Origin of the sequence: Companilactobacillus paralimentarius (genome assembly GCF_963227125.1) — a bacterium.
GTDB lineage: Bacteria > Bacillota > Bacilli > Lactobacillales > Lactobacillaceae > Companilactobacillus > Companilactobacillus paralimentarius.
Map to the genome: position 1 here is coordinate 1056383 of NZ_OY724131.1, position 25782 is coordinate 1082164.

The window sequence follows — 25782 nt, forward strand, 5'->3', positions numbered from 1 at the left end:
GAAGGAAAGAATATGTCAGATACAAAACAACTTTTTGAAATTTTAGTTAAACAAATTAAACTAGATAGTTTGTTGACGTCTAGTGATGCGTTTATCGATGGAAAATTAAATAAACTTGAAGTTCATAAGAACAGTAAACGCTGGACATTCTTTTTTGAATTTAAACGCGTGTTGCCATTCAATGATTTCATGACATTTGTTAAGGCTTTAAAAGCCAGTTTTGATGGTATTGCACAAGTTAATTTTGAAATCAAAACAACTGATTCAGAATTGTCTGAAAGTGAGATCAAAGATTATTGGAATTATGTTTTGAATGACTGTAATGTTGAGTCTCCAATGGTTTTGGATAAAATCAGTCAAACACCACCACATGTTGAGAATGGCCAGGTCTTTTTGGACGTTTCCAATAGTTTTATGGCTGATTTTGTTGATGGAAAAGTTATTGATGGATTACAGTCTGAATACAGTAGTTTGGGTTTTCCTGACTTTAGAATTAGAACAAATGTCGATAAAGCTAAATATCAAGAAAAAACCGAAGCTATGAAAGCTGCCAATGCTGAAAAAACTAAGCAATTTCAAGCCAAAGCCAAAGAAGTTAGTGCCAAAAAAGCGGCTAAACCAGCAGGTAATGTTTCTAAAGTTGGTCGTAAAATTCCTGATGATCAAGAAGTTACTCAAATGGTTGATATTATTGAAGAAGATCGTAATAAAGTCGTTGAAGGTTACGTTTTTGATATTGATGTTCGTAAGTTGAAGTCTGGTCGTTCACTTTTGATTATGAAAGTTACCGATTATACTTCATCGTTTAGTATCAAAAAATTCTCTAATGGTGAAGATGACGAAAACTTCTTTGCTAGTTTGGATCAAGGTGCTTGGATTAGAGTTCGTGGTAACGTTCAAGAAGATAATTTCTCACGTGAATTGGTAATCATGGCTAATGATATCAATATTATTAAACATGAAATGCGTAAAGATACAGCTGAGGATGAAAATAAACGAATTGAACTACATGCTCACACTAATATGAGTCAAATGGATGCTATTCCTAGTGCAACTGATTTGATCAAACGCGCTAGTGACTGGGGACAAACGGGAATTGCTATTACCGACCATCGCGCTTTGCAAGCCTTCCCAGAAGCCTATAATGCTGGTAAGAAGTTCGGAGTTAAAATTGCTTATGGTGTGGAAGTTGATTTGGTTGATGAAGGCAATCCAATTGCCTATAACTTACGAGATCAACCACTAAATGGTTCGGAATATGTTATTTTTGATACCGAAACAACGGGTTTATCTGCCGTCTATGATTCAATCATTGAAATTGGTGCTACTAAGATGAAAGATGGCGAAGTGATTGAACGCTTTGATAAATTTATCAATCCGGGTCATCCTTTGTCGGAAGTAACAACTAACTTGACTAGTATCACGGATGATATGGTTAAAGATGCGCCAGATGAAACGGTAATTATTGGTGAATTCATGGACTTCATTGGTGATGATATTTTAGTAGGTCATAATGTTACTTTTGATATGGGGTTCATGAATGCGGCTTTGACAAGAATGGGACGCCCACGTCTAGCAATGCCAGTTATTGATACTTTGGAAATGTCGAGAACTCTCCACTCAGAGTATCGTAATCACAAGTTGGATTCTTTGGCTAAACGTTATCATATTGTTCTAGAACATCACCATAGAGCTGATTCTGATGCCGAGACAACTGGGTATTTGATGTATAAATTGTTTGATGAGTTAGAGGATAAGTTTGGAACTAGAAACGTTAATCAATTGAATGACCATGTTGGTGGTGAAGAGGCTTATAAACAGGCTCGACCAAGTCACGCAGTACTTTTGGCTAAAACACAGGCTGGTTTGAAAAATATGTTTAAGATTGTTTCTTATTCAATGACACGTTACTTTTATCGAACAGCACGTGTGCCTAGAAGACTGTTAAATAAGTATCGTGAGGGTATCATTGTTGGATCTGCTTGTGAAAATGGTGAAGTCTTTACTAGTATGATGCAAAAGGGTTATGACGATACTCGTGAATTGGCACAGTATTATGATTACTTAGAAGTTATGCCACAGACTTTATACCAACATCTAATTGACATTAAAATTATTAAAGATGAAGATGCTTTACAAGAAATCATCAAAAATATCGTTAAATTAGGTAAAGAGTTGAACAAACCAGTTGTTGCGACAGGAGACGTTCATTATCTTGATCCACATGATAAGGTCTATCGAGATATTGTTATTAAAGCTGTAAAGAGTAATGCTCTGGCACGTAGACCGGAATTACCTGATGTGCAATTTAGAACTACTAATGAAATGTTCGATGAATTTGATTTTATGGATCAACAAACTGAACAAGAAATTATAGTTGATAATCCCAAAAAAATTATGGATTCAATTGATGAAATTTCTCCGGTTAAGGATAAGCTTTATACTCCTAAGATGGAGGGAGCCGAAGATGAAATTCGTAGTTTAACAATGAACAAAGCACATGAACTTTACGGTGATCCTTTACCAGAATTAGTTCAGAAACGAATGGATCGGGAATTAAAGAGTATTATCGGAAATGGTTTCTCAGTTATTTACTTAATCGCCCAACGTTTAGTTTATAAATCTAATAAAGATGGATATTTGGTTGGCTCTCGTGGATCAGTTGGATCTAGTTTCGTTGCTACAATGACTGGTATTACTGAAGTTAATCCTTTGCCACCACACTATCGTTGCCCTAATTGTAAATATTCTGAGTTCTTTACCAAAGGTGAAGTTGGTTCAGGATATGATTTGCCAGATAAAGATTGTCCTAAATGTGGAACAAATATGAAAAAAGATGGTCAGGATATTCCATTTGAAACTTTCCTTGGTTTCAAGGGTGATAAGGTTCCTGATATCGATTTGAACTTCTCTGGCGACTATCAACCAGTAGCGCATAACTATACCAAAGTATTGTTCGGAGAAGATCACGTATTTAGAGCTGGTACAATTGGTACAATTGCTGATCGTACAGCTTTCGGATACGTTAAGAATTATGAGGAACTAACAGGTCAAAATTTCCGAAATGCTGAAGAAGAACGTTTAGCTATGGGTTCAACCGGAGTTAAACGTACAACTGGTCAGCATCCGGCTGGTATCATTGTTGTGCCAGATTACATGGATATTTTTGATTTTACGCCAATTCAATATCCAGCGGATGATCAAACCGCACTATGGAAGACAACCCATTTTGATTTCCATTCTATCCATGATAATATCTTGAAGCTTGATATTCTGGGACATGATGATCCCACGATGATTCGTATGCTTCAAGATTTATCAGGTATTGATCCTAAGACTCTGCCGGTTAAGGATCCTGGAGTTATGGAGTTATTCAGAGGGACTGATTCGTTAGATGTTACTCCTGAACAAATTTTCTCAAAAACAGGAACTTTAGGCGTTCCCGAATTCGGTACACGTTTTGTTCGTGGAATGTTAGAAAAAACTCATCCAACTACCTTTGCCGAATTATTACAAATTTCAGGATTATCACACGGTACTGATGTGTGGTTAGGTAATGCGGAAGAATTGATTGACAAGGGTGTTGTAACTTTGAAGGAAGTTATTGGTTGTCGTGATAATATCATGATGGATTTGATTCACTATGGTATGGATTCACAAATGGCTTTCCAAATTATGGAACATGTTCGTAAGGGACGTGGTATTCCTGATGATTGGAAACAAGCTATGAAAGATGCCGATGTGCCTGACTGGTATATTGATTCTTGTTTGAAGATCAAGTATATGTTCCCTAGAGCTCATGCGACAGCCTATATTATTATGGCGTTAAGAATTGCCTACTTTAAAGTTCATCATCCACTTTATTATTACTGTGCTTATTTCTCAGTTCGTGCCGATGATTTTGACTTGGTTGCGATGACAACTGGGAAAGATGCAGTTAAGGCTTCAATGAAAGCTATCAATGATAAAGGGATGGATGCTTCTACTAAAGAGAAGAACCTTCTTACAGTTTTGGAATTAGCTAATGAATGTTTGGAACGTGGCTTTAAGATTAAGATGGTTGATTTGGATAAGTCCGATGCCTTTGATTTTAAGATCATTGATGATAAAACTTTATTAGCTCCTTTCAATGCTATTCCTGGACTAGGTGATAACGTTGCTAAACAAATTGTGGCTGCACGTGAAGAGCAACCATTCCTATCTAAACAAGATTTGGGAACTCGTGCTAAAGTTTCAAAGACAGTTATCGAATATATGACAGAAAATCATGTTTTAGATGGCATGCCGGATGAAAATCAGTTATCATTGTTCTAGGTATGGTTGTTATAAGTTGCTTTAATATTAAATATATGTTAAATTAACTACTAGTTAATTACTGATTAATGAGTGAGCAGAAATGCTCACTCTTTTTATTGCCGATTACTTTGGAGGAATGTCCTTGGATACAAAAGTTGAAGAATTAAAAGCCATTTTAAAGCCAATCTTGGATCAACATGATTTCTTTCTTGTTGATTTGGAATTCGTTCACGAACGTGGAGATTGGTATTTGAGAGTTTATGCAGATAAGAAGGGTGGAATCAGCATCGATGATTGCGCGCTTATTAGTGAAGAGTACGGTGAAAAGTTGGATGAATTGAATCCAATTGAACCTGCTTATTACTTAGAGGTTTCATCTCCAGGTGCAGAACGTCCCTTGAAGAACGATGAAAGTCTTACTGATTATGTTGACGACTATGTGCATGCATCTCTTTATCAAAAACAAGATGGTCAAAAAGCTTTTGAGGGAACTTTACTAGAAGTAACGGATACCAAGATAACTTTGAACATTAAAGTTAAGAATTTAAGGAAACAAGTAGAAATTAGTCGAGATAACATCGCTAAGCTCAGACTTGCAATCGAATTCTAAGGAGAAAATCATGAGTAAAGAAATGGTTGAAGCACTTGATGCGCTTGAAAGCGAAAAGGGCATCAAAAAAGAATATGTTATTGAATCACTAGAAGCTGCTTTGGTAGCTGCTTATAAGAGAAACTACAATCAAGCTCAAAACGTTAATGTTGAATTTGACGCTAAAAAGGGTAATATACATGTTTATGCGGTTAAAGAAGTCGTTGAAGATGTTGTAGATGATCGTTTGGAAGTTAGTCTTGAAGATGCTCAGAAGAAAAGTAGAGGTTACGAAGTTGGTGATCACGTTCAAGAAGAAGTAACACCAAAAGATTTTGGACGTATTGCGGCTCAAACTGCTAAACAAGTCATTATGCAACGTGTTCGTGAAGCAGAACGTGATATCATTTATAATGAATACAGCCAGTATGAACATGAAATTATCCAAGGAACAGTTGAACGTAGCGATAATAGATACGTTTATATTAATTTTGGTAAGATTGAAGCTGTTATGTCTAAGAATGATCAAATGCCTGGTGAAACTTATAATTCACGTGATAGAATTCGTGTTTATGTAACTAAGGTTGAAAATGCTACAAAGGGACCTCAAGTCTTTGTATCTAGAACTGATCCAGGTTTAGTTAAACGACTATTTGAACAACAAGTTCCAGAAATATATGATGGAACTGTAGAAATTGTTTCAATCGCTCGTGAAGCTGGAGACAGAACTAAGATTGCTGTAAAATCTGACAATCCTGATGTTGATCCTGTTGGTACATGTGTTGGTCCTAAGGGTACTCGTGTACAAGCTGTTGTTGATGAATTAAATGGTGAAAATATTGACGTTGTGCCATATGTTGATGATCCTGTTGATTTTATTGCTAATGCGTTGAACCCTGCTGAAGTTATCGCTGTTCAATTTGATGAAAATGATAAGAAACAATGTATTGTAATTGTACCTGATTATCATTTATCATTAGCTATTGGGAAGAAAGGTCAAAATGCACGTTTAGCTGCTAAATTGACTGGTTATAAGATTGATATCAAACCTGAATCACAAGTTGAATTCGTTGATGATAACGATCAAGATGTCGATATCAGTGATGTTGAAAGTGGCAAGATCGATATTGAAAAGACTCGCGAAAATGCTGCTAACGCTGATGATGCAGAGAATCCAGCTGCAAATAATTCAGATGAAATAGATAATGAAGACGATTCAACAGATTCAGAAGAATAAGAGAGGTGATAGATTTGCCAACTCGTAAGATACCTATGCGTAAAGATATTTTAACGAATAAGATGTATCCAAAAAGAGAAATGGTAAGGATTGTTAAGGATAAGGATGGTAACATCTCTATTGATCCAACTGGAAAGAAAGCCGGCCGTGGCGCTTATGTTGGATTAGATCCTGAAGCCATTAAAAATGCAAAGTCTAAAAAATCACTAGAAAAAGTATTCTCACATGCAGTACCAGAGAATTTTTATGATGAATTATTTGATTTTGTCGATCATCAAAAGGCCAGAATGGATCTCTTTGGTGATTTGGGAAAGAAACATTAATGAACTCATTTTATAATTTTTTAGGGTTAGCTGTTAGAGCTGGTAAATTTATCAGTGGAACAGAACTGACTATAAACGGCATTCGTGATGGCAAAGTGAAATTAGTTATTATGGCTAATGACTGTAGTCCACGAACAATGAAAGATTTACATAATAAAGCGACTTACTATAAGGTGCCGGTAATTGATACGGTGGATAGTGCTTCGTTAAAAACTGCTATTGGAAAAGACAGAAAAGTTATGGGAATAACAGATTTTGGATTTGCTAAAAGGTTAAAAGATATTATGGACAATTAACAATTAAGGAGAGTGATAGGATGGTCAAAAAGAGAATTTATACTATTGCAAAAGAAAATGGTGTTGAGAATCAAGTAATTCTTGATGCTGCCACAAAATTGGGTATGGATGTGAAGAACCATATGTCATCAGTAGATGAAAATGACGAAAAGAAAATTGTAAGTAACTTAAAGAGTGGTAAAAAGCCAAGCAACACAAGTAATAATGGTAGTAGACCTGCCCCCGTTCAACACAATAATCATGCACAAAATCATGTGCAAAAATCTACAGGTGAGAAACATGAAAGTGGTAACCACAATTCAGGTGATCACAAGACTAAGATTAAGATTACTGCTGTAAGAAGAGATGCTAATAAGGGTAAGGGTCATTTTGACCATCGCAATAACAATCACAACTCCAATGGTAATCGTCCTAACAGCAATAACCATCGCCCAAATAGCAATAATGCTAACAATAGTAACAACAATAATAATAGTACTAATAGTAACAACCGTAACGATCGCAATAATAACGGGAATAGAAGAAATGATAATCGTAATTCTCAATCACGTGATAATCGCAATCGTAACAACAATAACAGACGTGATCGTTCTACTACACAAGGACAAGCTCCACGTCCAAGACAAAGTGCTGGTAACAAGTATCTAGAACAATTTAAGACAAATATTCAAGATGCTAGTCGTATTCCTAGTCATCCAACTAGAAATAACAGGCACAATAACAATAATCACAATAGTAGTGACAATAATCATAAGAACAATCACCGTCCTAATAACGATAACCGTTATAGAAACAACAATAACAACCATAATAACAATACTAATAGCAACAACAATAATCGTAATAACAACAATTCCCAAAACAGAAGACCTAACAACAATAACAATGTAGCTGCTAAGGCTAAAGAAGCACCAAAGACAACTGTTGCAAATACTAATGTTCCTAAGCCAGAATACAAGAAGGCAAAGCCAACTAATAGTAATCGTGACTTTGGACACAAGCAAAACCTTGCTAATCCATTTGGTAGTCGTAGAAAGAAAAAGGAACGTAAACGTCAACAACGTCAACGTACCGAACCTAAGAAGCCAATGCCACAAAGAAAGGAACGTCCATTACCAGAAACACTTGTTTACTCTGTTGGTATGAACGCTCAAGATATTGGTAAGTTAATTCATAGAGAACCAGCTGAAATTGTTAAGAAGCTATTTATGCTTGGTATTATGATTAACCAAAACAAGTCCTTGGATAAGGATACAATTGAATTATTGGCTGCTGATTATGGTATTAAGGCTGAAGAAAAAGTTGAAGAAGATGTTGCTGATATTGACAAGTACTTCGAAACAGAAGCTAATACAACTGATAATCTAGTAACACGTCCACCAGTTGTAACTATTATGGGTCACGTTGATCATGGTAAGACAACCTTGCTTGATCACTTGAGACATACACATGTTACAGCTTCTGAAGCCGGTGGTATCACACAACATATTGGTGCTTATCAAGTACGTCTTCAAGACAGATTGATTACATTCTTGGATACTCCAGGACATGCTGCCTTTACTAATATGCGTGCTCGTGGTGCTGATATTACTGATATCGTTATTTTAGTTGTTGCAGCTGATGATGGTGTTATGCCACAGACAATTGAAGCTATCAACCATGCTAAGGCCGCAAATGACCCTATCATCGTAGCCATTAATAAGATCGATAAGCCGGGTGCTAACCCACAACACGTTACTGAAGAATTGATGAAGTATGATCTTGTTCCTGAAGATTATGGTGGGAATACTATCTTTGTTAATATTTCAGCTAAAATGGGTACAAATATCGATGAATTGCTAGAAATGATTCTACTTGAAGCTGATGTTTTGGAACTTAAAGCAAATCCTAAGCAAAAAGCTATTGGTACAGTTATTGAAGCTAAATTGGATAAGGGCCGTGGACCGGTTGCATCATTATTGGTACAACAAGGTACATTACATGTTGGAGATCCAATTGTTGTCGGTAATACCTTTGGTCGTGTTAGAACAATGACTAACTACAATGGTAAAGAAATTACTGCTGCTAAACCTTCAGAACCAGTAGAGGTTACTGGTTTGAATGATGTTCCTGAATCAGCTGATAAGTTTGTCGTCTTTGACGATGAAAAGACAGCTCGTGCAGCTGGTGAAGAACGTGCTAGTCGTGCTCTTCAAAAGGAACGTCAAAATACTAACCCTGTAACACTTGATAACTTGTTCGAGACAATGAAAGAAGGAGAACTTAAACAAGTCGACGTTATTATTAAAGCCGATGTTCAAGGTTCTGCTGAAGCTATTGCCGGAAGTTTGAAGAAGATTGAAGTTAAGGGCGTTCGTGTCAACATTATCCATTCAGCCGTAGGTGCTATTACTGAAAGTGATGTTAACCTTGCTGCTGCAAGTAATGCCATCATTATTGGATTTAATGTTCGTCCAACAGCTCAAGCTAAGGTTCAAGCTAAGGATGAAAAGGTTGATATTCGTCTACACAGAGTTATCTATAAAGCTATCGATGAAATTGAAGCTGCCATGAAGGGTATGCTAGAACCAGTTTATGAAGAAAAAGTTATTGGTAACTTAACAGTCCGTGAAACATACAATGTTTCTAAGATTGGTACAATTGCTGGTTGTTACGTAAACAGTGGTAAGATTCAACGTGATAGTGGTGTAAGACTTATCAGAGATGGTATTGTTGTCATGGAAGGTAAACTTGCTTCACTTAAGAGATTTAAGGATGACGTTAAAGAAGTTGGTTCTGGATTCGAATGTGGTATCACAATCGAGAACTACAACGACATCAAGATTGGTGACGAAGTTGAAGCCTATGTAATGGAAGAAGTTCCAGTTAAATAGGAGATGAGAATATGGTAAAACATCGAATTGGTCGAGTTGAACAAGAGATTCAAAAAGAAGTTAACGATATTCTTTTAAAACGTGTTCGTGATCCTAGAGTTCAAGGAGTTACAGTAACTGGTGTTGAAATGACTGGTGATTTGCAACAAGCAACCGTTTATTTTAGTATCTTATCTGAAAAAGCTAGCGATGTTGAAAAGACTCAAGCTGGTTTGGATAAAGCTACTGGACTAATTAGAAGAGAATTGGGTCAAAACTTAACGTTGTATAAAGTACCTGAATTGGAATTTAAGCAGGATCAGTCAGTTCGCTATGGTGAAAAGATTGATAAGTTGATTGCTAAATTACATCAGGATGAAGCAAATCGTTAATACAATTTGATATTAAAGAAGATAGGTAAATCCGAAAGTGGGTTTCCTATCTTTTTTGGCTGTTCGTCAAATCAAGTTGATGGCGGTTCAAGTTAACAGTTAGACCATAAATGGTCTAGCTGTTTTTTTATTTGGCTGATGAGCTTGCTCGAAGCCAAAACATTTGAATATGGCAGATTGCAAGAAATAACTTGAACGAATTTAGTGACGTAAATTAAGCAAGAAGATCTCGATTGGTGTATGCCAATTAAGACATTTAAGTGGCCGTGAATTCAAATACCAATTAATTTGAATCAGCTTGTGATCGCTTAACTCTTCAATGGCTTGGCCTTTGGGAATAAAGCGTCGTAAAACTCGGTTACGGTTCTCATTACTACCGCGTTCATGTGGTGAATAGGCATGGGCAAAATAAACCTGTGTACCAGTTTGCCGTTCAATTGTCTGATAGTTAGCGAACTCTTTACCATGATCTACGGTAAGCGTCTTGAGCTTGTTTTGAAGTTGACTAGCTAGTTCAAGTACGGCTTGAGTCATGGACTGACTGTCGCGACCATGGAGCCGTTTAACAATTGTCAGGCGACTCTTACGCTCCACAAAAGTAGCCACAGCTTGACCTTTACATTTGCCAGAAAGTACGGTATCAGCTTCAAAGTGGCCGAATTCCTGGCGAGTTTCGACTTTATGAGGACGCTCCTCAATGGAGCGGCCGTGACTGAACGTACCACGCTTTTCTTTAGCACGATGACGACGAATTCCATGATCAGGCAAATCGGGCAACTGTATATCAAGCCAGCCTTGATCAATCCAGTTATAGACCGTCTTGTAGGCAATCCCAACCACATGGGCAACTTGTTCAGGGGACCACTTCTGGACTTGAATCTTTTCCTCGACCAAGTGTTTAAGGTTTTTAGTGAGCGAAGACTTCCGCCCCCGTTGACTAACCTTTCGTTCAAAGTCAGTTTGCGCTAGCTCAGCCTGGTACTCACTATTTAGCCGGTGAAGTTCGTTAAAGATGGTGGTCTTACTAAAGCCTAAGTAGTTAGCGATGTATCGCAAGGAACGTCCTTCATTATGAAGCGTTTCAATGACAACACGGTTCTGGAATGATAAAATAGTGGTGCCCATTAAGGTCCTTCTTTCTAATGGAATGTTGTGGTAACACCATTAAAGACCTTGATGGGTTTTTCTGTCCACTTAAATGTTCAACTTAAATTTTACAATCTGCCATATTTATACGTTCAGTAAAGTTGTTCCAACTACGATATCCATAAGCACTACTTTTTATCTTTTTTATTCTTCCAATGATTCCCTCTAAAAATCCGTTGGAATATTTAAGCTTCAGTGCATTTAATACTTGTTTACGATATTTTCTTAATGATGTCATTGTTTGATCCATAGCGGTATTGAGTGGATGATAATTGAGTAGTATCTGATTCATTGTATCAGTATCGCCTGTTCTAATAGCCTTTAAAATATCTTGATATACTTCGTAGGACTTGGCGAAACCTTCGTCCAAATCTAAACACTTTGTGATTAAATTTAGATCCGTTTCATAATAACCAACACTGTACTGATACTTAGGGTTTATCTTTTCGATGGAATCGAATGATTCCAAGAATTTTTTCCAATCTCTCTTCATGAACAAGTATTCTTTACTTCTTTTAGGCATTCGTTTCATTACCTGTATTCTAGTTGAATTGAGAGAACGATTCATCATCTGAACGATATGAAATCTATCAACAACGACTTTGGCCTTTGGAAACAACTTTGGTACTAAATTAATGTATCCGGCATTTAAATCCAAAGAAATAGTTTTTACCTGTCTTCTGACTTTCAAAGGAAATCGACTGAAGTATTTACTGATTTGATATGAAGTTCTTCTGGGCAAGATATCACCCGTACGATGATTATCGCTATCTAACCAAATAAAGCTCATCTTGTCAGTAGACATAAATTCATCAAATGCCAAGTGCTTAGGAAGATGTTCAGGAAGTGATTTCTTGTGCATCTTGGCTTCTTCATCGATGATACGTTGAACGGTCTTATCGGAGACGTTAAAACGTCTGCCGATATCCTTCAATGATGTATTAAAAGCAGTTTCTGATAAGATCATTTGTCTAACAGGTTGTGCGATTTGACAATATTCCCAAACATAACTAGTTTTGGCTACAAAGATAGAGTTACAAGATTTACATTTATACTTTTGACGTTTCAGACTTATATACGTTGGACGTAATGATAATGATGGAGCGACTATCATATTTTTATTAAATCCATTCTTAACTAAGTGGCCTGCAAGGCCACAGTTAAGACAACGGTCAATCTGTTTAGTTAGCATTGCAAAATAGACTAAGGACTTGATGCCATTAACTAACATAAATTTTGAGTCTTCAGTAAAGATAATATTCTCATCTTTCATTTCAAGAGCGTTTCGTATAGACTTATTACTTAGGGACATCATTCAAATTCCTTTCATTGTGAAGCTGTAGAGGGTAGAACATCTAAAGGTATGGATGGTGTCTTTTTGATGTTCTAAAATAGTTTTATTAATAAATGGTATACAAAAATAGAGTTGATGGCAAAATGCCTATCAACTCTATTTATCGTACAGCCTCTTTTTTTATTTATGGCTTCTTTTCATTCTATAAAAATACTAGTAAAATTACTGTTAATGACATTTAGATACGGAGATTATTATGGACGGAGTAATTCCATTAAATAAAGAAATTGGACAAACAAGTTCTGACTATGTTTATAAGTTAAGAAAAATATTACATACTAGAAAAATTGGTCATACAGGGACCTTAGATCCTTTGGTAGACGGAGTTTTACCCATCTGTGTAGGACAAGCTACTAAACTAGTAAATACTCTGACAGGCTCTCCTAAAGAGTATGAGGGTGAGATAACTTTAGGCAAATCAACCACAACTGAAGATCGTGAAGGCGAAACGGTTGAAGAGAAGAAATTAGTCGGACCAATAGCTAATGAGAATCTACAACAAGTTTTTCAACAAATGACAGGTGATTTAACACAGATTCCACCAATGTTTTCAGCAGTAAAAGTTAATGGCAAAAAGCTTTATGAATATGCTCGTGCTGGACTTGAAGTTGAACGTCCTAAGAGACAAATTCATATTTATGATTTCTATATTATGGGGGATCCAATTTTTGATGAAACAACAGGGTATCAAACACTCAAATTTCATGTTAAGTGTTCTAAAGGAACTTATGTAAGAACATTAGCGGTTGAATTTGGTCGCATTTTAGGATATCCCGCCTTTATGTCCCAACTTACACGAGTAAAGAGTGCCGCTTTTTCAATTGATGAAACCTTCACCTTAGGACAAATTGAAAAAATGCTTGAGAAGAACGATACAAGCTTTTTGAAGTCGATTGATGAAGTTCTAAGTGATGTTCCTAAACACGAGTTGACCGATGAAGAGTGGGAAGTACGTGTGTCACATGGTGGCTTCTTGGAACCGGAAATTGATTCTGATATAGAAGATCGTTTGCGAGTTCAAAGAGCAGGAGTGACCAAGGCACTTTACAAGTATGATAAAGTAAGAAATATGTGGATTCCAGATTTAATGTTATTAAATAATAAATAGAAGAGATTGAAAATGCAGATTATTAAAGTTAAACATCCGCTTCTAGAGCAACAACGCCCAACTGAGGATACAGTTTTAATCATGGGTTTTTTTGATGGGGTACATCTTGGTCATCAAAAAGTTATTAAAACGGGAGTAGATCTTGCCCGTAAACACGGATTAAAATCAGTATTATTGACCTTTGATCGTTCTCCTAGAACGGTGTATCAACATGAAACAGATTATAAATACCTATCAACAATGGACCGAAAAGCCGAGTTAGTAGAAAAACTTGGAGTTGATCGGCTCTATTTTGTTGAATTTGGACAGGCATTTGCACAATTAAAGCCTCAAGAGTTTGTCAATCAATATATGATTGATTTAAAGGCTAAATTTGTTGTGGCTGGTTTTGATTATACATATGGAAAAAAAGATATTGCCAATATGCAGACATTACCACAGTATTCACATAATGAATTTGAAATTGTGACTGTGCCAGAACAAGTTTTGGATGATCGAAAAATTGGTTCAAGTGCAATCAAGCAGTTTATTTCTGAAAATAAAGTAGAAGAAGCTAATAAATTTTTAGGATATACTTATCAGAATCAAGGGACAGTAGTTCATGGTTTGCAACGAGGTCGAACTTTGGGTTATCCAACAGCTAATTTGGCAACCGAGGGTAATCAGTTAATTCCTTCAATTGGGGTTTATGCCACAAGAATTAAAGTCGGCGATACTTGGTACAATTCGATGACATCTGTGGGCTATAATGTAACCTTCAAAGAGAATACTGGAGTTACAATTGAAACTAATATTTTCGATTTTGATGCTGATATTTATGGTGAATATGTGGCATTGGAATGGGTTAAATATTTGCGTGGTGAAGTTAAGTTTGATGGAGCATCAGGGTTAGTCAAACAATTGGAATTAGATAAGATTAATTCAATCAAGGTTTTATCAAAAAAATAAGAGAACTTGGGTAAATGACAATAGAGATGTCATCAAGAGTTCTCTTTTTTAGATTTCTGAATTTTTTAGCAAATAATTTCAAAAATTGAGCGTGCATACTTGACACTATAGGGATAGATTGTTATATTTTACATTGTTAGCACTCAGGTATGAATAGTGCTAAAAAGGAGGACGGTATAATGCTATCACAACGTCAAGATGCAATCTTGAGAGAAGTCGTGCGCATATTCACAGATACCGGCCAGCCGGTTGGTTCGAAGACATTGATGAATGAATTACCTTTTCATGTAAGTTCTGCGACAATCAGAAATGAAATGGCAGTACTTGAAGAAGTGGGTTACCTCGAGAAGACTCATCTTTCATCAGGTAGAATTCCTTCAGCGATGGGATATCGTTATTATCTGGACCATCTGGTACAACCAACTAGTGTACCGCAAGATATAGCACAGAGAATTGACGATGACTTTGGTAAAACTTATCATCAAATTGATGATATTATCGAACAATCTGCCAAAATTTTATCTCATTTAACTAGTTATACAGCAATCACATTAGGACCAGAGAGCAGTTCAGTTCTTTTAACAGGTTTTAGAATCGTTCCCTTGAATCCACATCAACTCATGGCAATCATTGTCACAAGTGATAATAATGTTGAGAATAATATTTATACAATTGATGATGATTTTGATACTTCATTAATTGAAAAAATTGTAAATATTGTAAATGATAAGTTGGTTGGACAACCTTTACCTAAGGTTATTCAAATGCTTCATACCGATGTTCCTGCAATTCTTTCTGAATATATGTATTCAACTGATGGTTTGTTGGATATGATGGATCAGCTCTTTAAGAAGGCTGGTGCTGAGAAGTATTATGTTGATGGACAATTGAATTTGTTAAATTATGCTAACAATGATGATTTATCAGAGGTTCAATCATTGTTCTCAATCATCAATCAAAGTACTGATTTAAGAAAATTGATTGATCCAAGCATTTCTGATGATGCCATTAAGGTTCGTCTAGGAAGTGAACTTGGGAGTGATGCATTAAAGAACTACAGTATTATCACTGCTAATTATGATGTTGGTCATCATGGTAAAGGTGTTATTGCTTTATTAGGACCAACAACAATGCATTATTCACAGTTGATAGGTTTACTTGGTGAGTTCAGAGTTGAATTAGCCAAAAGATTAATTGATTATTATTCAAGGTATGATGATTCTTGAAATTTAGGAGGAAGTAATGGCAGATAAAGAAAAAGATCAAGATTTGAAGACTGCTAAGGAAGCAGCTCCCAAGACTGATAATAAAGCTGATAAAAAGTCAGCTAAAAAGGATGCTAAGGTTGATCCCAAAGATCAAGAAATCAAAGATCTTAAAGCTAAGAATGATGAGTTGTCAGACAATCTTTTAAGAACACAGGCTGAACTTCAAAATATGAACAAGCGTCATAGTAAAGAAGTCGCTGGAATTCTTAAATATGATGGTCAAAAGTTGGCAACTGAGATTCTTCCCGTTATCGATAATCTTGAACGTGCCTTAGCAGTTGATGCTGACGATGATGCCAGCAAGCAACTTAAAAAAGGTATTGAAATGGTGCAACAGCATATGGCTAAAGCATTGGAAGATAACCATGTGACTGTTATTGACAATGCTGGTGAAAAATTCGATCCAGCAGATAGTCAAGCTGTTCAAACTGTTCCTGCTGATGATAAACATAAGAAGGATACAGTCGTACAAGTTTTACAAAAGGGCTATAAATTAGAAGATCGTGTACTTCGTCCAGCAATGGTCGTTGTTGCTCAATAGTAAATAATTAAATAAAGAAATTAAAAAGAGGTTAAGGTTTATGTCAAAAGTTATTGGTATTGATTTAGGTACTACAAACTCTGCTGTAGCCGTTCTTGAAGGCGGTTCTCCAAAGATTATTACAAACCCAGAAGGTGCAAGAACTACTCCTTCAGTTGTTGCTTTCAAAGATGGTGAAATCCAAGTTGGTGAAGTTGCAAAACGTCAAGCAATCACTAACCCAGATACAGTTTCATCAATCAAGCGTCACATGGGTGAAGCAGGTTACAAAGTTACTGTAGCTGGCAAATCATATACACCACAAGAAATTTCAGCATTCATTCTACAACACATCAAGAAGTTCTCAGAAGACTACTTAGGTGAAAAGGTTACAGATGCTGTTATCACAGTTCCTGCATACTTCAATGATTCACAAAGACAAGCAACTAAAGATGCTGGTAAGATTGCTGGCTTGAACGTTCAACGTATCGTTAACGAACCAACAGCTTCAGCACTTGCTTATGGCCTAGATAATGACAAGGGTGACGAAAAAGTTCTTGTTTATGATCTTGGTGGTGGTACATTTGATGTTTCCGTTCTTCAATTAGGTGACGGTGTCTTCGAAGTACTTTCAACAAATGGTGATACACATCTTGGTGGTGATGACTTTGACCAAAAGATCATCGACTGGTTAGTTGAACAATTCAAAGCTAAGAATGGCGTTGATTTAGCTCAAGACAAGATGGCTCTTCAAAGATTAAAGGATGCTGCTGAAAAAGCTAAGAAGGACTTATCAGGTGTTGCTCAAACATCAATCAGTCTTCCATTTATTTCATCAGGTGCTAATGGTCCACTTCACTTGGAAGAAACATTGACACGTGCTAAGTTTGATGAATTGACATCAGATCTTGTTGAAAGAACAAAGATCCCTGTTGATAATGCTTTGAAAGATGCAAACCTTACAAATTCAGATATTGACAAGGTTATCTTAAATGGTGGTTCAACACGTATTCCTGCTGTTCAAGATGCTGTTGCTAAATGGACTGGTAAAGCTCCAGACCACTCAATCAACCCTGATGAAGCCGTTGCTCTTGGTGCCGCTATCCAAGGTGGTGTTATCTCTGGTGATGTTAAGGATGTTGTTTTACTTGATGTTACACCTCTATCACTTGGTATCGAAACAATGGGTGGTGTCTTCACTAAGTTGATCGATAGAAATACAACTATCCCAACAAGCAAGTCACAAGTATTCTCAACTGCTGCTGATAACCAAAGTGCTGTTGATATTCACGTCTTACAAGGTGAACGTCCAATGGCTGCTGACAATAAGACCTTAGGTCGTTTCCAATTAACAGATATTCCTGCTGCACCTCGTGGTGTACCTCAAATCCAAGTTACATTCGATATTGATAAGAATGGTATCGTAAATGTTTCTGCTAAGGATATGGGAACAAACAAGGAACAAAAGATCACTATCAAGAGTTCATCAGGTTTGAGTGATGAAGAAATTGATAAGATGATGAAAGAAGCTAAGGAACACGAAGAGGAAGATAACAAACGTAAGGAAGAAGTCGATGTTAAGAATGACGTTGAACAAACATTGTTTGCAACAGACAAGACTCTAAAAGACGTTAAAGGTAAAGTTTCTGACGATGAAATCAAGAAAGCCCAAGATGCCCGTGATGCTTTGAAGAAAGCTCAAGACTCAGGTGATCTTGAAGACATGAAGAAGAAACGTGACGATTTGAACAAGATTGTTCAAGATCTTTCTGTAAAACTTTATCAACAAGCTCAACAAGCACAACAACAAGCTGGCGGCGATAAAGGTGCTGCTGGTACAGGTTCAGCTGATGATAAGAAGTCAGGCGATGACAATACAGTTGATGGCGACTTCTCAGAAGTAGATCCTGATAAAGATAAGAAATAATAATTGTGATAAAGAGCAGTCGTTTAATTACTAAAACCAATTATGGTATAGTAAGAACATAACTGCTCTTTTGAGCGTTAAAAAGGAATAGGACTCAAATGTCCTGTCATGCAAAGGTGATTTAATGGCAGATAAAAATCCATATGACGTACTAGGCGTTGATAAAAACGCTTCTGATGACGATATAAGAAAAGCATTTCGTAAACTTTCAAAAAAGTATCATCCTGATTTGAATAAAGCACCTGATGCTGAAGCAAAGTTTAAGGAAGTTAATGCCGCTTATGAAATTTTAAAGGATCCACAAAAGCGTGCTCAATATGATCAATATGGTTCTGCCGGTATGAATGGTGGCCAAGGTGGATTTGGCGGCTTCGGTGGTGCCGGTGCTGGTGATCAGTTCGGTGGCTTTGAAGATATCTTTAGTCAATTCTTTGGTGGCGGTGGTGCTGCTCGTCAAAATCCTAATGCCCCAAGACAAGGTTCCGACTTACAATATCGCATGGATTTGACTTTTGAAGAAGGTGTCTTTGGTAAGAAGACTAACATTTCTTACAATCGTGAAGAGGAATGTTCAACTTGTGGTGGTTCAGGTGCTAAACCTGGTACACATCCAGAAACATGTTCTAAATGTCATGGCTCAGGTTATGTTGAAGTAGATCGTCAAACTCCACTTGGCCGTATGCGTACAAGAGTTGTTTGTGATGTCTGCAATGGTACTGGTAAAGAAATCAAAGAAAAGTGCAACATTTGCCATGGTTCAGGTAAGGTAAATGAAAAGCATGAACTTAAGGTTACAGTTCCAGCTGGTGTTGAAGATGGACAACAAATGCGCTTAGATGGTCAAGGTGAAGCCGGAACAAACGGTGGACCTTATGGTGATTTGTATATTGTCTTTCATGTTGCTCCAAGTAAGGAGTTCAGACGTGATGGTTCGACAATTTATGCATCAGTAAATATCAGTTTCCCACAAGCTACATTAGGCGATAAGATCAAGGTTAATACAGTTCATGGTCCTGTAGAATTGAATATCCCAAGTGGTACTCAAACAGGAACAACATTCAGATTACGTGGTAAAGGTGCTCCAGTTTTAAACAGTAAGAGTATCGGTGATGAAAAGGTAACAGTTAATATCGTTACACCTCGTAAGTTGTCTAGTGAACAACGTAGTGCTTTGAAACAATTTGCTGAAGCTGGTGGCGACAAAGTTAAAGAAAAAGATAGTAACTTTTTCAACAAAGTAAGAGATGCCTTTAAGGGCGAATAAAAAATAAGAACTTGCAATTCTAATTTGAATTGCAAGTTCTTATTTTTTTGTTTTTTAAATTTGAGCAAACTTGTTAAGAAGACGAATCATTTGGCAAGTAAAACTATATTCATTATCATACCAGGAAACCGTCTTTACCAAGTTCAGATTGCCGACTTGAGTTACTTCTGTTTGGGTAGGGTCAAAGACAGATCCATAGGTAGAATTGATAATATCACTAGACACGATTTCTCTATCATCATATCCAAAGGATGGATTGTTTTTGGTATGGCGTTGCATAGCATTATTTATGTCATCAACGGTAACTTCTTTATCTAAAATAGTAACTAATTCAGTCAATGAGCCGTCGATGACTGGTACTCTTTGAGCATGTCCTTTTAGTTTGCCATTTAATTCAGGAATAACTAAACCAATGGCCTTAGCGGCACCTGATGAATGAGGGATAATATTAATAGCGGCAGTTCTAGCAGCTCTTAAATTACCTCCACGAACTGGTCCATCAAGAATCATTTGTGTTGAAGTGTAGGCATGAACAGTCGTCATAGTTCCAACCTTAATGCCGAAATCTTGATTCAAGTAGTAAGCCATTGGGGCTAAGCAATTGGTTGTACAAGAACCAGCTGAAATGATTTTATCATCGGGATTTAATGTATTATCATTGACGTTGTAAACAATAGTTTTCATTTGACCAGCTGGTGCTGATATCAAAACCTTCTTTACGCCAGCGTCTAAATGGGCCTGTGACTTTTCAGTGGAAGTATAAAATCCAGTACATTCAAGAACAATATCCACACCATCATTTTTTACCCAAGAAATTTTTCTGGCATCTGGTTCAGCGTAAACATGAATTTTCTGGTTATCGACTAAAATGTCACGTCCATCTGATTTGACCTCGTGTTCAAATCTTCCGTGTGCAGAATCAAATTGTAATAATTGTGCTAACATTTTAGCATTAGTTAAATCATTAATTGCGACAACTTCTAGGTTGCTGTCCTTTAGTTCACTAATTCTTTTAAAAGCTAAACGACCAATGCGGCCGAATCCATTAATTCCAATTTTTACTGTCATGTTGATGACCTCCATCTCTTTATTACATGTGTAATCTTAACGAGAAATGAATTGACCAACAATGTCATAAATGAAGTGCTTAACTATACTATTTGTAGGAGATAAAAATGAGTCAAATTGATAGACATAAAAAACGAATTGTTCAAATAGATTTTTATTCTCATCAAAAATTACGGGAACTATCCTTGAGTAAAAAATATACGTTAGTCTTAATAACTGAGAATGAAGCTTTGGGAGTTCTGAATGGATATCCAATTCAATTAAAGGCTCCATGCGTCTTATGCTTACAGGACAATGATGATTTGAAAGTTGATTCAGAGATTAATGCATCAATTTTTTGTTTTGCTCCGATCTTTTTAGAGACAGTGCGTGTATCACAGTTGAAGGATATTAACGTTCCTAATACGCCACACATAAAAAAGGGATTGTCTTTATTTGAAGAACATAATCGAGTTATTCCACTTGATACAAAAGTCTATCCTAAATTTTTGCAGTGGTTTTTTACTATGGGGATGGAGGTTAGCGCCCAAAGTGACGATTTATGGGTCTGTCGTATCAAACAGTATTTGATTCAAATATTTAATCTCTTATTACAGTCAAAAGAGTCTCATTCACAATCCGTAATAGATATTGCATTGAATTTTATTCATATGAATTATTCACAACCGATAAGATTAGATGATTTAACAGATTTAGTACATTTAAATCGTGTGTCACTGAATGAACAATTTAAACAACGAGTTAATCAAACGGCGATGCAGTATTTATTATCATATCGTTTGAATATTGCAGAACAAATGTTGACACACACAGGAATGACTTTAAATGATATAGCTTTAGCAACTGGTTTTGAGTATGATACTTATTTTATGAAACAATTTCGGCAACGCAAAGGGATGTCGCCAACACAATATCGCAATATTAGTCGGAAAGTAGCGGCACAACAGTGAATATCCAAGTCAATGCTCTAGAACATAGTAGTACAATAGTGTAAAATAGAAAGAATGATAAATTTCTGATGGAAGGGAATAATTTATGGATTTAGATCTCGATAAGTTAAAAGAAAGACAAAAAAGAATTCGTAATTTCTCTATCGTAGCGCATATCGATCATGGTAAATCAACGATTGCTGATCGAATTTTGGAAAGAACTAAGACTGTTTCAAAACGTGAGATGAAAGCCCAGATCCTAGATGATATGGATTTGGAACGTGAACGTGGAATTACTATTAAGTTAAACGCGGTAGAACTTGAATACGAAGCTAAAGATGGTAAGACTTATATCTTCCATCTAATTGATACTCCAGGACATGTGGACTTCTCCTATGAAGTTTCACGTTCTCTAGCTGCTTGTGAGGGAGCCTTGTTGGTGGTTGATGCTGCTCAAGGTGTTGAAGCTCAAACGCTGGCTAATGCTTATTTAGCGATTGATAATGATTTGGAAATTGTACCAGTTATCAATAAAATTGACTTACCTTCAGCTGAACCTGATAAAGTTAAAGAAGAAATTGAAGAGATGATAGGTATAGACGCCGAATCGTCAATTTTGATGAGTGCTAAGACTGGTATCGGTGTCGACGAATTGCTTGAAAGAATTGTATCTGATGTACCAGCTCCTGAAGGTGATTTGGATAAACCACTCAAAGCGTTGATCTTTGATTCAGTTTATGACAGTTATCGTGGCGTTGTGTTGGATGTACGTGTTCGAGAAGGCGTTGTAAAGGTCGGAGACACGATTCAATTGATGAGTAATAAGAAGACCTTTGAAGTTACAGAAGTTGGTGTGATGTCTCCTAAAGCCGTTAAACGTGACTATTTGATGGCTGGGGATGTAGGCTATATTACTGCAAGTATCAAGACAGTTAAGGATACTCAAGTTGGTGATACAGTTACACTTGCCAATAATCCAACTGATTCACCTTTGACTGGATATCGTAAGAGTACACCAATGGTGTATGCTGGACTTTATCCTGTAGACAATGCTAAATATGAAGATTTGAAAGAAGCTTTAGATAAATTACAGTTAAATGATGCTGCCTTGGAATATGAACCAGAAACATCCCAAGCTTTAGGCTTTGGTTTCCGTGTTGGATTCTTAGGACTATTGCATATGGATGTTGTTCAAGAACGTTTGGAACGTGACTTTGATCTTGATTTGATTACCACATCGCCATCAGTTGATTATCATGTAACGACGACTGACGGTGAGAAAATTGTGGTTGATAATCCAGCTGAGTTGCCCGATGTTTCTGAAATCAAAGAAGTTCGTGAGCCATTTGTTCGAGCTGAAATTATGGTTCCCGAGGACTTCGTTGGTCCCGTCATGGAACTCTGTCAACATAAGCGTGGCGAGTTTGTCACAATGGATTATTTGGACAAGTATCGGGTAAACGTAGTTTATAAATTGCCATTGCTAGAAATTATTTTTGATTTCTTCGATGATTTGAAATCGAATACTAAAGGGTACGCTTCGCTAGATTATGATGTCGATGATTACGAACCAAGTGAATTGGTTAAAATGGATATCTTGCTTAATGGTGAACCGGTCGATGCTTTGAGTTTTATTGTTCATAAAGATTTTGCTCAAAAGCGTGGTCGTGATATCGTTGCTAAATTGAAGGAAGTTATTCCTCGTCAAATGTTTGAAATTCCTATTCAAGCTGCTATTGGTAACAAAGTAGTCGCTCGTTCAAATGTTAAAGCTTATCGTAAGGATGTTACAGCCAAACTTTATGGTGGTGACAGAACTCGTCGCGATAAGCTATTGAATAAGCAAAAGGCTGGTAAGAAACGTATGAAGGAAGTCGGAAAAGTTTCCATTCCTCAAGAAGCCTTCATGGCTGTTTTGAACCTTAACCGAGGCAAAGAAGACGGCAAAAATTAGATAAGTGCTTATAATGTAATTAGTGTTTACATTATAAGTGCTTTTTTATTTGGAGGGATTCATATGGAAAAATTTGATACGATCGTCATTGGTGCTGGCCCAGGAGGTCTAGCAGCAGCTTATGACTTGAGTGGAGCTGGTCAAAATGTAGCTTTGATCGAAAATAATTTATGGGGTGGAACTTGCCCTAACCGTGGCTGTGATCCCAAAAAGGTTTTGTTAAGTGCCGTTGAGGCCAGAGATAGAATGACTCAATTGAAAGGTAAAGGGTTTGGTGATGTCCCTTATGTCAATTGGGAAGGGTTAGAGAAGTTTAAAGCAACCTTTACTGATCCAGTGTCTGCTGGAAGTAAAAAAGGAGCCATCAATGCTGGTATTACAGCTATCGATGGCTCACCTAAATTTGTCTCAGAAAAAGAATTGAGCGTTAATGAGTCTACCTATCAAGCCGATCACTTTATTATCGCGACAGGACAACGTCCTAGTTATTCAGATATTCCTGGTAAAGAGTATCTTCTATCTAGTACCGATTTCTTGTCACTCAAACAGATGCCTAAAACAATCACAATTATCGGTGCAGGTTATATTGCTTTTGAATTGGCTACAATTGCTAATGCGACCGGAGCTGAGGTTCATGTAGTTCACCATAATGATCATCCCTTGAAAGCATTCAATGAAAAATATGCTCAAGAGTTAGTTCATCAATTGGAAACTAAAGGTGTTAAATTTCACTTCAATGTTGATACAAAAGAAATTATAAAATCAGCCGGACAATTGACATTGAAAGCAGATGATTTCAGTTTGACTAGCGACTTGATTATTGGTGCTACCGGAAGAATTCCTAATGTAGATATTCTTGATTTAGAAAAAGCTAATGTCAAAGCGGACCGCCATGGTGTAATTGTGAATGAAAAATTACAATCGAGTAATGATAAAATTTTTGCCATCGGAGATGTTGTTTCAACAAAGACACCTAAATTAACACCAGTAGCCGGTTTTGAAGCTGACTATGTTAGCAATGTTATTTTAGGAAAGACTACAGATGATATTAAGATACCATTAGTACCAACAGTCGTTTATGGAACTCCTAAGCTAGCTCAAGTTGGTGAACAGAATGGTGCCAAAGTGGTTGATCAAGATGTAACTAGTTGGTTCACTTATAGTCATACTAATGAACCTAAGGCAATGATCAGAATTGTTTTAAATGATAAATCTCAAATTATTGGTGCAACGGTTCTAAGCAATGAAGCTGACAGTATGATCAATCTTTTAACAAAAGCAATTGAACAGAAGATGACCAACGCTGACGTTAAGAAAGAAATATTAGCTTATCCAACTGCTGGTAGTGATTTGGAGTATTTATTCTAAATAAATGTATTGTAAAATAATCGTGATGATTCACGATTATTTTTTTGGAGGAAGAAGCATGTATCGACATGAGATGGTTGAACCGAGTCAACAACTATTAAAATTGATTGTGCACACTAATAGTTTTGCTAACGGGAATGTTTTACGTCATTGGCATCAGGCTATTGAAATTGATTATCCGATTGAGGGAACAGCTGATTTCACCATTAGTGGTAAAAGAATTAGTTCTAAATCAGGGGATGTTTTGATTATCAATTCCAACGAGATTCACTCAGTTGATAATATGAATACAAACAAGAATACTTTAGCTTTAACCTTTTTAATTCCATATGAAATTTTGATCAAAGAGATTCCGAATTATGAAAGTTACTGGTTTGTTCTTCCTAAGAAAAGAGAGGAAGTAGCAATAATCAAGCATGACTTATATTTGTACTATCAGCATGGTCAAATAGAGGATGAATACCGTAATTTACAATTAAAGAGCGATATGTTCTTGATTCTACATGATTTACTAAAGTATTGCAGTCACGATAAAAACACAGTTCATGGACTTCCCAGAATCCCTACATTACATAAATTGGCAAAAGTAATCGACTATATCAATCAACACAGCAGTGAAAAAATAATGTTAGACGAAATAGCTCAAGCAGGTCATTTGAGTACAGGTTATTTATCCAGAACATTCAGCAAACAAATGGGGATGAGTGTAATGGAATATGTAAATTACATTCGTCTAAAAAGGGCTTATGAGATGATAACAAATACGGATAAAAATATTGCGGTTATCTCTGATTTGACAGGTTTTTCTAATCCTAAATCATTTAGTAAACTATTTCTTCAGGTCTATAAACAGACACCAGGAAAATATCGATTCAGGTTAAAAAAGTCATAAAACGACCTAAAACTAGTTACTATTAACCGCTTACAGCAAACGGTTACATCG

General features: G+C 36.5%; 20 protein-coding genes. 17 read left to right on the forward strand and 3 right to left on the reverse strand.

The features are described 5' to 3' along the window. The first annotated feature begins 12 nt into the window (after positions 1 to 12). The 7 genes from ACI6PB_RS04995 (at position 13) to rbfA (ending at position 9985) form a co-directional block, all read left to right on the forward strand. Complete coding sequence (locus ACI6PB_RS04995) at positions 13 to 4314, forward strand: PolC-type DNA polymerase III (protein ID WP_404327826.1); 4302 nt, start codon at positions 13 to 15, stop codon at positions 4312 to 4314. A 118-nt stretch (positions 4315 to 4432) separates the two neighbouring features. Beyond that, positions 4433 to 4906 (forward strand): ribosome maturation factor RimP, encoded by a 474-nt coding sequence (gene rimP / locus ACI6PB_RS05000; RefSeq protein WP_034544097.1) that lies wholly within the window; start codon positions 4433 to 4435, stop codon positions 4904 to 4906. 10 nt (positions 4907 to 4916) lie between these two features. After that, positions 4917 to 6122 carry a transcription termination factor NusA gene (gene nusA, locus ACI6PB_RS05005; RefSeq protein WP_025085184.1) on the forward strand — a complete coding sequence of 402 codons (1206 nt, stop codon included), beginning with the start codon at positions 4917 to 4919 and terminating at the stop codon, positions 6120 to 6122. 14 nt (positions 6123 to 6136) lie between these two features. Next, entirely contained in the window at positions 6137 to 6445 is a 309-nt protein-coding gene (gene rnpM, locus ACI6PB_RS05010; protein WP_025085185.1) for an RNase P modulator RnpM, read from the forward strand. Beyond that, a complete protein-coding gene (locus ACI6PB_RS05015) occupies positions 6445 to 6741 on the forward strand; it encodes a ribosomal L7Ae/L30e/S12e/Gadd45 family protein (protein ID WP_309511015.1) in 297 nt (98 codons plus the stop codon). The genes rnpM and ACI6PB_RS05015 overlap by 1 nt, the downstream gene beginning before the upstream one ends. A gap of 20 nt (positions 6742 to 6761) precedes the next feature. After that, the gene (gene infB / locus ACI6PB_RS05020) at positions 6762 to 9614 is read left to right on the forward strand and encodes a translation initiation factor IF-2 (RefSeq protein WP_404327827.1); all 2853 of its coding nucleotides are present in this window, start codon (positions 6762 to 6764) and stop codon (positions 9612 to 9614) included. Between the two features lie 11 nt (positions 9615 to 9625). Further along, positions 9626 to 9985, forward strand: a complete 360-nt coding sequence (rbfA, locus tag ACI6PB_RS05025) for a 30S ribosome-binding factor RbfA (protein WP_025085187.1) — start codon at positions 9626 to 9628, stop codon at positions 9983 to 9985. Positions 9986 to 10186: 201 nt separating this feature from the next. Here rbfA and ACI6PB_RS05030 read toward each other — a convergent pair whose 3' ends face one another. Together ACI6PB_RS05030 and ACI6PB_RS05035 are read right to left on the reverse strand one after the other, a co-directional pair. Next, positions 10187 to 11110 carry an IS30 family transposase gene (locus ACI6PB_RS05030; RefSeq protein ID WP_404327429.1) on the reverse strand — a complete coding sequence of 308 codons (924 nt, stop codon included), beginning with the start codon at positions 11108 to 11110 and terminating at the stop codon, positions 10187 to 10189. An 82-nt stretch (positions 11111 to 11192) separates the two neighbouring features. After that, positions 11193 to 12404, reverse strand: coding sequence for an ISL3 family transposase (locus ACI6PB_RS05035; RefSeq protein ID WP_404327829.1), 1212 nt, complete (start codon positions 12402 to 12404; stop codon positions 11193 to 11195). A 277-nt stretch (positions 12405 to 12681) separates the two neighbouring features. Here ACI6PB_RS05035 and truB point away from each other — a divergent pair, with 277 nt between their 5' ends. The 6 genes from truB to dnaJ all read left to right on the forward strand — a co-directional run bounded on the left by truB (position 12682) and on the right by dnaJ (position 19520). Beyond that, complete coding sequence (gene truB, locus ACI6PB_RS05040; RefSeq protein WP_025085188.1) at positions 12682 to 13593, forward strand: tRNA pseudouridine(55) synthase TruB; 912 nt, start codon at positions 12682 to 12684, stop codon at positions 13591 to 13593. Between the two features lie 12 nt (positions 13594 to 13605). Beyond that, positions 13606 to 14541: a riboflavin biosynthesis protein RibF gene (gene ribF / locus ACI6PB_RS05045; RefSeq protein ID WP_025085189.1), complete on the forward strand. Its 936-nt coding sequence runs from the start codon at positions 13606 to 13608 to the stop codon at positions 14539 to 14541. A 179-nt stretch (positions 14542 to 14720) separates the two neighbouring features. Continuing rightward, the gene (gene hrcA / locus ACI6PB_RS05050; RefSeq protein ID WP_025085190.1) at positions 14721 to 15767 is read left to right on the forward strand and encodes a heat-inducible transcriptional repressor HrcA; all 1047 of its coding nucleotides are present in this window, start codon (positions 14721 to 14723) and stop codon (positions 15765 to 15767) included. A 16-nt stretch (positions 15768 to 15783) separates the two neighbouring features. Next, the gene (gene grpE / locus ACI6PB_RS05055; protein ID WP_309511013.1) at positions 15784 to 16350 is read left to right on the forward strand and encodes a nucleotide exchange factor GrpE; all 567 of its coding nucleotides are present in this window, start codon (positions 15784 to 15786) and stop codon (positions 16348 to 16350) included. A gap of 40 nt (positions 16351 to 16390) precedes the next feature. Next, positions 16391 to 18256: a molecular chaperone DnaK gene (gene dnaK / locus ACI6PB_RS05060; protein WP_025085192.1), complete on the forward strand. Its 1866-nt coding sequence runs from the start codon at positions 16391 to 16393 to the stop codon at positions 18254 to 18256. Positions 18257 to 18380: 124 nt separating this feature from the next. Then, a complete protein-coding gene (gene dnaJ / locus ACI6PB_RS05065) occupies positions 18381 to 19520 on the forward strand; it encodes a molecular chaperone DnaJ (protein WP_025085193.1) in 1140 nt (379 codons plus the stop codon). A 54-nt stretch (positions 19521 to 19574) separates the two neighbouring features. Here the strand turns inward: dnaJ and gap are convergent, their stop codons facing one another. Next, positions 19575 to 20588, reverse strand: a complete 1014-nt coding sequence (gene gap, locus ACI6PB_RS05070) for a type I glyceraldehyde-3-phosphate dehydrogenase (RefSeq protein WP_056955939.1) — start codon at positions 20586 to 20588, stop codon at positions 19575 to 19577. Between the two features lie 107 nt (positions 20589 to 20695). Here gap and ACI6PB_RS05075 point away from each other — a divergent pair, with 107 nt between their 5' ends. The 4 genes from ACI6PB_RS05075 (at position 20696) to ACI6PB_RS05090 (ending at position 25731) form a co-directional block, all read left to right on the forward strand. Further along, entirely contained in the window at positions 20696 to 21538 is an 843-nt protein-coding gene (locus ACI6PB_RS05075; protein WP_025085753.1) for an AraC family transcriptional regulator, read from the forward strand. Positions 21539 to 21623: 85 nt separating this feature from the next. After that, a complete protein-coding gene (gene lepA / locus ACI6PB_RS05080; RefSeq protein ID WP_025085752.1) occupies positions 21624 to 23471 on the forward strand; it encodes a translation elongation factor 4 in 1848 nt (615 codons plus the stop codon). Positions 23472 to 23534: 63 nt separating this feature from the next. Beyond that, entirely contained in the window at positions 23535 to 24839 is a 1305-nt protein-coding gene (locus tag ACI6PB_RS05085; RefSeq protein WP_404327830.1) for a dihydrolipoyl dehydrogenase family protein, read from the forward strand. A gap of 58 nt (positions 24840 to 24897) precedes the next feature. Then, positions 24898 to 25731 (forward strand): helix-turn-helix domain-containing protein, encoded by an 834-nt coding sequence (locus ACI6PB_RS05090; protein ID WP_404327831.1) that lies wholly within the window; start codon positions 24898 to 24900, stop codon positions 25729 to 25731. Positions 25732 to 25782: the final 51 nt, after the last annotated feature.